Genomic DNA, 9,679 nt, shown 5'->3' with positions numbered 1-9,679 from the left:
ATAAGCCATAGCTTTGCCAGTCACACTATCGGGAAGTACAGCATATAATTGCTTTTCCAACCATTTTTTCAAGGTATCCAATACTGGTTTGGCGTGTTTATCTCGGAGCTCCTTAAAAAATATAGATTTACAACTTACTATCACTAGTGTCCACTATAAATAATTAAATGTTCTTTGAAATTATTGATAATCTATAGATTATAGCGTTTTTGGCTGCGTGTCGATTTGAATTGCCTAGGTTCGTCGAATTTAATGCGACATTTATGAATCAAGGCAAATATGTATTCGCTCAAATCTTGAGTTTTTTACCAAAGCGTACCTTTGATGGTATCGTTAACAAATACGGTGGAAATAAATATGTCCGTCACTTTACTTGCTGGAACTAATTGCTTTGTATGCTCTTTGGACAATTGACAAACCGTGAGAGTTTGCGAGATCTTGTGGTTACTTTAGAGGCACACCATAAGAAATCCTACCATTTAGGAATTGGCAAAAAAGTTACAAGGAGTAATTTAGCCAAGGCAAATCAAAAACGTGATTATAGAATTTTTGAAGATTTTGCGTATCACTTAATAGCTATAACAAAGGTTAAGTTTTCCGATCAAAATTTTGATACTGAACATCAAAAAATTTATGCTTTTGATTCTTCTACAATAGATCTGTGCTTAAATGTCTTTTGGTGGGCTAAATTTAGAAAAGCTAAAGGCGGAATCAAGTTGCATACACTTTTTGATGTTCAGACTCAAATACCAAGCTTTGTACATATTACTCCTGCCAACACTCATGATGTAAAAGCTATGGATGAATTGGTTTACGAAGTTGGGGCTTTTTATGTTTTTGATAGGGGCTATCTCGACTTTGAGCGGCTTTTCAAAATTACAAATTGTGAAGCTTACTTTGTCATTAGAGCTAAAATGAACATGAAATTTAATCGAATCTATTCTGCCAAGGTAGACAAGACTAAAGGTGTGTTGTGTGACCAGACAGGGAAATTATCTGGGTTTTACACATCCAAAAACTATCCTGATAAGCTTCGACGAATCAAATACTATAATAGCGAAAATAAAAGGACATTTGTGTTTCTGACCAACAATATAGAGGCTACCGCAGAAGATATTGCTTTGCTTTACAAAAAGCGCTGGCAAATAGAATTGTTTTTCAAATGGATGAAACAACATCTAAAAATCAAATCCTTTTGGGGAATCTCGGAAAATGCAGTTCGAATACAAATTTATACAGCAATTAGCACTTATTGTTTAGTGGCAATAGTAGCTCAAGAGTTGAAAATTAATCGATCAACCTACGAAATATTACAGATTCTAGGAATATCGCTACTAGATAAAACGCCTCTAAATGAGTTGTTTAAAAATATAGATTACAAACCTGTTGTGCATTTAGAAAAAGTTGTGCAAACTACTAAATAGCAGTAAATTGTAGTTACGACACAACAATTAGCGATGCACAACTTTAAAGCAAATTACGATAAAATATTAGAGGTTTTAAAAGGATTAGGTACAAAATCAGATTATTTACATCAAATCCGTAAACCCAAGCTGAACGATTTAGAACTTATAGCCATTGACTTGACCTCAGAATATATGAGTATTGATAGTGAATGTCAACTTTTTAGGATATTGCCTATTGATCTATCCAAAAAAATAGAACGCAGTGTTTATAACAGGCGTAAGCGAAAATTATTCAGTTTTAGAGAAACGATACGAAAACAGATGACTTTTAAATTAAATAACTCTCAGGATTGTTTCATTGTTGACAGTATGCCATTGGAGGTATGCAAATTATCTAGGAGCTCAAGAAGTAGAATATGTAAAGAAGAAAACTACAGTCAGCCCGTGAAAGGATACTGTGCTAGTCAATCTACGCATTATTATGGCTATAAACTTCACGCTGTTTGTTCGATTCAAGGCGTTATTGAAAGTTTAGATATAAGCCCCGCTTCGGTTCATGATATCAACTATCTTAAAGATATCCAAGGGCAATTAAAAGATTGTATCTTGTTGGGAGACAGAGGATATTTATCTTCTGAATATCAATTGAATTTGTTTGAAAGTTATAATGTAAGATTGGAAACGCCAATGCGAAGCAACCAGATTAATTACAAAGAACAACCCTACATATTTAAAAAATCAAGAAAACGTATTGAAACTTTATTTTCTCAATTATGTGATCAATTTATGATAAGACGAAATTATGCTAAATCTTTTGATGGATTCAAAAATAGAATCTTGTCCAAAATCACAGCAATGACAGTAGTCCAGTTTATCAATAAGTTCGTGTTTAATAGGAATATTAATAACTTAAAAGTTAATATCGCCTAAATGCACAACGGGTAACTATAATTTTTTATACTATAGTAATCAAACCGTAGATACGGCAGTTACCTATAATCACCCAGATGGATGGGTTTACAAAGATACAGGAACCGGTGGTCTAGTTAGTTTCGATCCAACAACAAATTCTTGTATACTAAAAAAGAGTGGTGGTGACGATTTAATGACCTTTTCTCAGGCAATTAATGAATTTCCTCGCTGGGGTGACTTACTCTTAGGAAAAAAAGTGAGTGCCAGTACGGTTATACAAATTCCTGGGACTTCGAGCTGCGAAGTCACTTTTTCGTTATCAGACGGAATGGATGTTAGCAGTAAGACCGTTTCTTTTGATGCTGGAGAAACAAAACAAATTGATATTAGTCTCGATGTAAATGAACAAGCTAAGAATTTAACAGTGTCTATTGAAAGCAGTACCAGTGACATTGTATTATACGTAAAAAAAGTTTACGCTAATGTTGGTAGTATTGCTCTTGAAAGCTTACCATGTATTATTGAAGGAACCATTGGAGAACGAAAACAATATATGTCTACAGATGTGCCTCCAGCAGAAGAACTATCCCTTTGCGAAGCAAGTGCAGAACTATCAAATTCCTATACAAGACTAAACTCTTTTCTGAATGGGAAATTTGGTGTTGGTACAAATGGTAATTCATTGCTTCCAGATATGCGAGGTTATTTTAGTAGAGCATGGGATAATGGAGCTAAAATAGATCCGGATGCAGCAAATAGGACTGCGCTAGGAGAAGGCACTGTAAAAGGTGATAATGTAGGTACAGTAGAAGAAGATGAGTTTAAAGAACATACACATCAATTATTATTTGATACAAGTGGACAAATACCTGCAGGAACAGCAGCATCTCTTGCAAGTATAAACAAAGCAGTTACATCTGATACAGAAAAAACAGGAGGAGCAGAAACACGAGGTAAAAATATATCAGAATTATATACTATGAAATGGTCATAATACAAACAAAATAAAATTCAATACAGGTATGCCGAAAACTGAATAGAGTAGGCAATTAAACAATAAAATTATTTATTATGCCAGACATTAGTTTAGCCAATTTAGCAGGAATACCAGGAGTAGACCAGGCAGCAATGACTCAAAATAATCCCAATGCCTGTGGAGCTTATACTATCATTGGGGCTGTTGGAGCATTTGATGTATTTCCACTAGTAGCCGACCTTGCTTATGCCAATCTAGGGCCACAGGCAGTCGATAATGCATCAGCTACAGCATTAGCAGATAACTATCATCAATTAAGCGCAGCAGTTTATACCATTACAGGTATTTTGAATGATGATATCCCCAATCCACCGGGAGCAGTAGTGCCAGAATTGCTTGCAGCAGGAAATGTGTATAACTCTCCAGCTGCAATGGCTCAAGTTGCCATAAATTTAGGAAGAGTTGCTCCACAGATAAATGTACAAGCAGCAGGATATATGCTATTGAACACATTATATCCCGGCGAAACACCCAGATGTACTGGTGTTGTTGGAGCTGGCAATGTAGATGTTGCTGCAGGAGATTATGCAGCTCCGGGAGCTAATGAAACCCATGTAGTTTGTGTACAGGTAAATGGTGGCGGACTACATTGGGTAGCACAAGGTAGCGATGATCAATTTTACGACCCAGCAGATGGTAGCTTAAACAATGCTTGGGCGCCGGTTAATACAGGTGACGCCATGGGAGTGAATTATACATTCTCTGGATTATGGATGGTTATTAGTTAGTTGAGGCATTAGCGCATTTAAAAAAAGTAGCTATCTGTATTATTGGGATAGCTACTTTTATAGTTTTAAATAAAATCTAATTTATTATTTTGGTGTTTGAAAGCCAATGGCTTTACTTACCTTTGCAAAAATTAAAGTTATGAGCAAGGGACGTAATAATAAAAGCAAAGGAAAGCCTTTTGGAAAAAGAGGTAATGAAAGAAATGGTAATGCTAGTTATGCTCGAGGAAATACACCTAGAGGCGACCGGCCAGTAAAATCTTCAACTCCTGCAAAAAAATCAAATCCAGATGAAATTAGATTAAATAAGTATATAGCTAATTCTGGAGTGTGTTCCCGCAGAGAAGCCGATGTTCATATTGCTACAGGTCTAGTTTCTGTGAATGGAAAAGTAATTACAGAAATGGGCTATAAGGTTAAATTAGAAGACGAAGTTCGTTATGATGGCGCGCGTATTAACCCAGAAAAAAAGGCTTATGTGTTGCTTAATAAGCCCAAAGGTTATGCTACAACAACCAGCGAAGGGAAAGGTAGAACGGTTATGGATTTAGTCGCTAATGCAACAACTTCAAGAATAAAACCTATTGGCCGTTTAGGTAGAAACTCGAAAGGACTATTACTATTTACTAATGATGATGTTGTTGTAGATAAGTTTACAAACTCTAAAAACGGAATCCCTCGTTTATTTCATATCGAATTAAATAAAAACTTAAGGCTTGAAGATTTAAAAAAGATCCAAACAGGCTTTAAAGTAGATGGAAAATTAATAGCAGTAGAAGAGATTAGTTATATTGAAGGGGCTGCAAAAAGGGAAATAGGGCTCAAAATTAAAAATACAGGAAGCACAATCATTCGTACTATTTTCGATTATTTAAAGTATGAAATTGAAAATTTAGATTGTGTTGCTATTGGTCATCTTACCAAAAAAGATATTCCTCGTGGCTCATGGAAGCATCTTACAGAACAGGAATTGAATACTTTACGGATGCTTTAGTAATTCAGAGATTATATAATATAATGTCAATTGAGTATTAAACATTACTTGTGAACAGGTTCTTTTTATATCCAAAAGCCTTATTCATAACTTCCGCAATCATACTATACCAAGCTAATCACAGCGTTTTAAGGTTTTAAGTAGATGTTTTTTTTTGAAAAACATTTAGCTTAAATATTAACTGTTTGTGTTAATCTTTAGTTAAAAACTGTTTTGTAAAATCTAAAAAAAATATTAGGGCGTACCTATTAATATAATAACTACTAATGGTTTTAGACGTAAAACTGTTTGTGTATTATGAACTTAACCTGCAGGTTAACTCCTGTGAATTATTTTATTCTAATTTTAAATTTTATCAAAATGAGAACAAAGTTTTTATTTATGTTATGCAGTTTTATGGTGATGTTTTTTACATTATCAAGTTTTAAGACAGAAGTGCCTTTGAATGAAGTGCAATTGGTTATTCAAGATTCTAAAGAAATAGATGCTGTTTACGATGGCCATGCGGATGGTATATATCGTTTTACAGTTAGAAGTAATGGCGAAACAGATACATTATCATTCCAGAAAATTGATGATGCTATTTTAAGTGATTTCGATTTAAGCTCTCAAACTTTAGTTGGTGTAAGTTTTAAGGTAACTTATACAACCAAAGTTGTAGTAACTAAGAGTGCTGATGGAAATGATATAAAAAAAGAAGTTAATACCATTACCAAACTAGAAAAGCTGTAAATAGCAATAATATTAAATTTAAGCTACCTTTTTTTAAGGTAGCTTTTTTTTTGTAAAAAAATTGAACTCGTCTTTCGTTTTAAATTTTTTTTATAAAAAAAACATAAAATTAAAATTTTTATATTTCATTTGTAGTAGCGTTTAGCTAAGCATTATGAAATATGTTTATGTATTCGGGTTTTTGAAAATTAGGAAGTCAAATTCAAAAGCAACTTTTAAGAAAAGTAATCGAATTTTAGAGCTAACTTCCGTTTATTCCAGAATATCTATTAGGTATAGATATAGATTTGTGCAGCTTATAGGCACGCAAATACTCCCGACTAAAATTTACTTATTTAAAGTTTTCATAAACTAAATTCAGAAATTAATTTGTATATTAACAGTACCAAAAAAATATTTTAGACTTAACCAATTGTAAGAAAATGAAACGAATTATTGTAGACTATCAAAAACTTAATAAAGATATTCTAAATCTTTTAGTTGAAAGATTTCCAGATGGTTATGATGATGACCATATCATTTCATTTAGAAATGCACATAACGATTTAATTGAGGCTGTTGAAGTAAAAACTGATGATGTTATCTATTTAGTTAAAGTAGGAACGCGTTTAGCTAAAGCTATGGCAGATTTTGGAGATGAGGAAGAAACCGAGACTACAAATGCACCAGTACCAGATACGAATTTTGATGAAGAAGAACAATAAAACTTTTTATCTATATTAATTATTTGTAAATGGGAATAGCTACTTTTCAACAGTATCAAGACGGTTATTATACTTTTTTATTTGATGATGGCGTACAGTTAGATTTTGAAGAAATCCATCCTAAAGCACTTTATCATTACGATTTAAAAAATGATGACTCTTATATAGGAAAATCTTTTAAACTCTCTTTTATAGAAGTATTTGATGACGCAGATCAAGCTATTTATAGAATAGAGCGTTTAGAACTACTTTGAGGTTGTCTTTTTTTTATAAAGACTTCCCATATAAAGACTCCATAAACAATAACATATTCTAAACCTATAATCCATAGGTTTTCAGATTTGTTTGCTTTGTTGAGGTTTATATATGCTAGGTAACTTAGTATGATAACGAAACTCCAAACCAAAGGGAATTTATACCTTGTAAACACAGAAAGTATTAAAAGCGTTGCAATATACCAAGGGTGTACCGTGGTGGTGGTAAAGTAGTAAAAAGACAATACCAACAGCATGGCTGTTATGAGTTTAACGGTTGTTTTATTTTCCCTTAAAAATGTTATGATTAAAACAAACATAACGACAATAATTGGAGTGACCTTACCAATAATAGCGATTTCGTTATAACCTCTAAATAAGTATCCAATTTCTCTGGCTACATAATAAATACTAGCATTAAACTCAAAATTTTGAAACCATAAACCAACAGTTTGGGCGTAGTTATTTATAAATTCTGACGAGTAAAAAGGCGCAAATAATACCATAGTAGTTACTATAGTTATAGCGTAGAATCCTACTAACCTTGTCATTCTTTTTAGAAGGTCATTGTGAGGAGGTAAGGATGTCGCAATCTCATGGGTTTTAGAATCCTCGTTATTACTTGTAGGTCTCGACTGCGCTCGACCGGGCAAATTAATATTGTTGTCACCTCGAGCGTAGTCGAGAGGTCGCTTAACATACCACTGAAAAAACAAAGGCAAAAATATTAATGGAATTAATTTAACAGAAATAGATAATGCTAAAACAACAGCAGCCCATTGCCATTTTCCAGAGTGTAATAAATATAAACTCCACACTAAAAAGAAAATCATAACACCTTCAAAATGTAAGTTTCCTGTTAGTTCAATAATAATAAACGGATTTAAAATATACCAAAAGATATTGTAAACAGGGATATTGAGCTTTTTAAGTAGTTTTTTACCAAAATAAAGCGTTCCAAAATCGGCAGCAATAATAAGCAATCGCATAATCATAGCAGAGCCTAAAATACTTTTGCCTGTAAATAGACCTGCAATTAGAAAGCATAATTGGTTTATTGGCGGATAGTTAGTAAAATGGCTTGCATTTAATGGTCCCATACCTATATATAATTCCTGAGCCTGTGCTATAGGGAATTCACCTTTTTCCATGAAAGATTCCGGAGTATATAAATACGGATTAAAACCTTCTAAAATCATTCTGCCATCCCAAATAAAACGATAAAAATCTTGTGATAAATTTGGTATGGCTAAAATGAAAATTGCCCGAAAACCAAAAGCCAACCATGTTAAAAGTTTCATGTTATTTTTTAAAAGCTGTACCAGCTTATAAAACAAAAAGAACAAGGCCGTGTAAAGCATAATAAGCTTTATGTAATCTGTTCTAATCAGGTTATATGCAAAGGATGTATAAAATACTAAGCACAATACTGTTAGTAATAATGGTATTCTGTTTAATTTCAAAAAAACAGGATTTAAAAACATAGCCCCTAAAGTAATTATTTTTTATCTGTCGTTTATTATCAATTTACTTACTTTAAGAAAAAGTCTTTTCACAGCTTTTCATAACCTTTTCTAAACGTTGTTTATTTTTATGAGAAATATGCTAAATTCGCTTTGCATCGTAGAAATTATAATTTATGAAAATAAAAAGACTCTTAGTCCTGTTAATTATATTGGGATCAATATCATTTTGTGCTAAAGCCAAAGATATTAAACCAGATGAATTACTACTATATAAAGTGGTGAAAGGAGATAGTCTTTACTTGCATGTATTTAATCCCCCAAAGTCTATGAAGCCAACAGCTGCAATTGTTTTTTTCTTTGGAGGAGGTTGGGAAGGAGGCCATCCAAGACAATTTTATCAGCAAAGTCAATATTTAGCTTCAAGGGGTATATTGGCTATAAGTGCAGAATACCGGATAAAGAATACACATGGTACTTCCCCATTTGAGAGTGTAGAAGATGGTAAGTCGGCTATTCGTTGGGTGCGTCAACATTGTAAAGAGTTAAATGTCGATCCGAATAAAATAATAGCGAGTGGAGGTTCAGCAGGTGGTCATGTTGCTATATGCACAGCAATTATTGATGGACATGATAACCCTAATGAAAATCTGGATATTAGCTCTGTGCCTAATGCCGTAGTTGGATATAACCCAGTTTTCGATACAACAGATAAAGGGTATGGTAGTAAAAAAGTAAAAGGGCGTGAAACAGAAATATCGCCATGCCATCAAGTAAAAACAGGCATGCCTCTAATGCTTAATTTTCATGGGACAAAGGATACAACAGTTCCGTTTGAAAATGCAGAACGGTTTACAAAACTGATGAAAGAAGCTGGTAATAAATGTGAATTAGTTACTGTAGAAAATGTTGGACATGGGTTTTTTAACGGTAAATTTTTTAGAGAAAAGAATGGGGATAAGCACTTCAATTTAACCATGTATGATACCGATGTGTTTTTAGAAAAATTAGGTTACTTGCATGGTAAACCAACCATTAATCGTGGTCTCTAAGGTTTAAATAAACTGAATTCGATTTAATATCAAACATATTTAATTAAAAACCGGCACACTAAATTTGGGTGCCAGGTTGAGACTTGAGACCAAAAAACCTCAAGCAGATATAATAATGACGTAGTGTCTCCTCGAGCCTTTCGGCTATGCTCAAGACAAGCTAAAAAACTATTTAAACGTGTAAATTTAATAACCTTTCGACTGCGCTAAAGGCGACAAACGATGATATTATTGAGTTTATTCTTAAAATTAGTTCGTCTTATACCAATTATTATTTAAAATGAGCTATAAATAATTTGAATTATATTTTGTTCAGATAAGATAGAAAATTCAATCATAGCCTTAGTTATGGTTTTATACCCAGTCAAGCTGAGCACATGTTTTATATTGAAATATGA

General features: G+C 33.1%; 9 protein-coding genes and 1 pseudogene. 9 read left to right on the top strand and 1 reads right to left on the bottom strand.

From position 1 onward, the window contains the following. Positions 1-263: 263 nt before the first annotated feature. The 8 genes and pseudogenes from Q4Q35_RS09350 to Q4Q35_RS09315 all read left to right on the top strand — a co-directional run bounded on the left by Q4Q35_RS09350 (position 264) and on the right by Q4Q35_RS09315 (position 6,766). A pseudogene (locus Q4Q35_RS09350) lies at positions 264-1,424 on the top strand (IS4 family transposase). 33 nt (positions 1,425-1,457) lie between these two features. Then, positions 1,458-2,336, top strand: coding sequence for an IS982 family transposase (locus Q4Q35_RS09345; RefSeq protein WP_303277707.1), 879 nt, complete (start codon positions 1,458-1,460; stop codon positions 2,334-2,336). 175 nt (positions 2,337-2,511) lie between these two features. Beyond that, a complete protein-coding gene (locus Q4Q35_RS09340; protein ID WP_303277706.1) occupies positions 2,512-3,312 on the top strand; it encodes a hypothetical protein in 801 nt (266 codons plus the stop codon). A 77-nt stretch (positions 3,313-3,389) separates the two neighbouring features. Next, complete coding sequence (locus Q4Q35_RS09335; protein WP_303277705.1) at positions 3,390-4,082, top strand: T3SS effector IpaJ family cysteine protease; 693 nt, start codon at positions 3,390-3,392, stop codon at positions 4,080-4,082. Positions 4,083-4,188: 106 nt separating this feature from the next. Further along, on the top strand, positions 4,189-5,076 hold the full coding sequence (locus Q4Q35_RS09330; protein ID WP_437439742.1) for a pseudouridine synthase: 888 nt from the start codon (positions 4,189-4,191) through the stop codon (positions 5,074-5,076). A gap of 360 nt (positions 5,077-5,436) precedes the next feature. Next, positions 5,437-5,808 (top strand): hypothetical protein, encoded by a 372-nt coding sequence (locus tag Q4Q35_RS09325; RefSeq protein WP_303277704.1) that lies wholly within the window; start codon positions 5,437-5,439, stop codon positions 5,806-5,808. A 422-nt stretch (positions 5,809-6,230) separates the two neighbouring features. Further along, positions 6,231-6,512: a hypothetical protein gene (locus Q4Q35_RS09320; protein WP_303277703.1), complete on the top strand. Its 282-nt coding sequence runs from the start codon at positions 6,231-6,233 to the stop codon at positions 6,510-6,512. 29 nt (positions 6,513-6,541) lie between these two features. Continuing rightward, a complete protein-coding gene (locus Q4Q35_RS09315; RefSeq protein WP_303277702.1) occupies positions 6,542-6,766 on the top strand; it encodes a hypothetical protein in 225 nt (74 codons plus the stop codon). Here the strand turns inward: Q4Q35_RS09315 and Q4Q35_RS09310 are convergent. Beyond that, complete coding sequence (locus Q4Q35_RS09310; RefSeq protein ID WP_303277701.1) at positions 6,736-8,250, bottom strand: MptA/MptB family glycosyltransferase; 1,515 nt, start codon at positions 8,248-8,250, stop codon at positions 6,736-6,738. The two genes, Q4Q35_RS09315 and Q4Q35_RS09310, sit on opposite strands and share 31 nt — an antisense overlap. A 155-nt stretch (positions 8,251-8,405) precedes the next feature. Between Q4Q35_RS09310 and Q4Q35_RS09305 the strand changes: the two genes are divergently transcribed. Next, positions 8,406-9,281, top strand: coding sequence for an alpha/beta hydrolase (locus Q4Q35_RS09305; protein ID WP_303277700.1), 876 nt, complete (start codon positions 8,406-8,408; stop codon positions 9,279-9,281). Positions 9,282-9,679: the final 398 nt, after the last annotated feature.

Origin of the sequence: Flavivirga aquimarina (genome assembly GCF_030540835.1) — a bacterium.
Classification (GTDB): domain Bacteria; phylum Bacteroidota; class Bacteroidia; order Flavobacteriales; family Flavobacteriaceae; genus Flavivirga; species Flavivirga aquimarina.
The sequence above is the reverse complement of the archived record's forward strand: the minus strand, read 5'-3'. Positions and strand labels throughout refer to the sequence as shown.

What these genes read in the sequence shown, in the direction of transcription:
- Q4Q35_RS09340 (WP_303277706.1), top strand. Translation starts at nt 2,512, where the DNA reads ATGACCTTTTCTCAGGCAATTAATGAATTTCCTCGCTGGGGTGACTTA.
- Q4Q35_RS09325 (WP_303277704.1), top strand. Translation starts at nt 5,437, where the DNA reads ATGAGAACAAAGTTTTTATTTATGTTATGCAGTTTTATGGTGATGTTT.
- Q4Q35_RS09310 (WP_303277701.1), bottom strand. Translation starts at nt 8,250, where the DNA reads ATGTTTTTAAATCCTGTTTTTTTGAAATTAAACAGAATACCATTATTA.
- Q4Q35_RS09315 (WP_303277702.1), top strand. Translation starts at nt 6,542, where the DNA reads ATGGGAATAGCTACTTTTCAACAGTATCAAGACGGTTATTATACTTTT.
- Q4Q35_RS09330 (WP_437439742.1), top strand. Translation starts at nt 4,189, where the DNA reads ATGGCTTTACTTACCTTTGCAAAAATTAAAGTTATGAGCAAGGGACGT.
- Q4Q35_RS09345 (WP_303277707.1), top strand. Translation starts at nt 1,458, where the DNA reads ATGCACAACTTTAAAGCAAATTACGATAAAATATTAGAGGTTTTAAAA.
- Q4Q35_RS09320 (WP_303277703.1), top strand. Translation starts at nt 6,231, where the DNA reads ATGAAACGAATTATTGTAGACTATCAAAAACTTAATAAAGATATTCTA.
- Q4Q35_RS09335 (WP_303277705.1), top strand. Translation starts at nt 3,390, where the DNA reads ATGCCAGACATTAGTTTAGCCAATTTAGCAGGAATACCAGGAGTAGAC.
- Q4Q35_RS09305 (WP_303277700.1), top strand. Translation starts at nt 8,406, where the DNA reads ATGAAAATAAAAAGACTCTTAGTCCTGTTAATTATATTGGGATCAATA.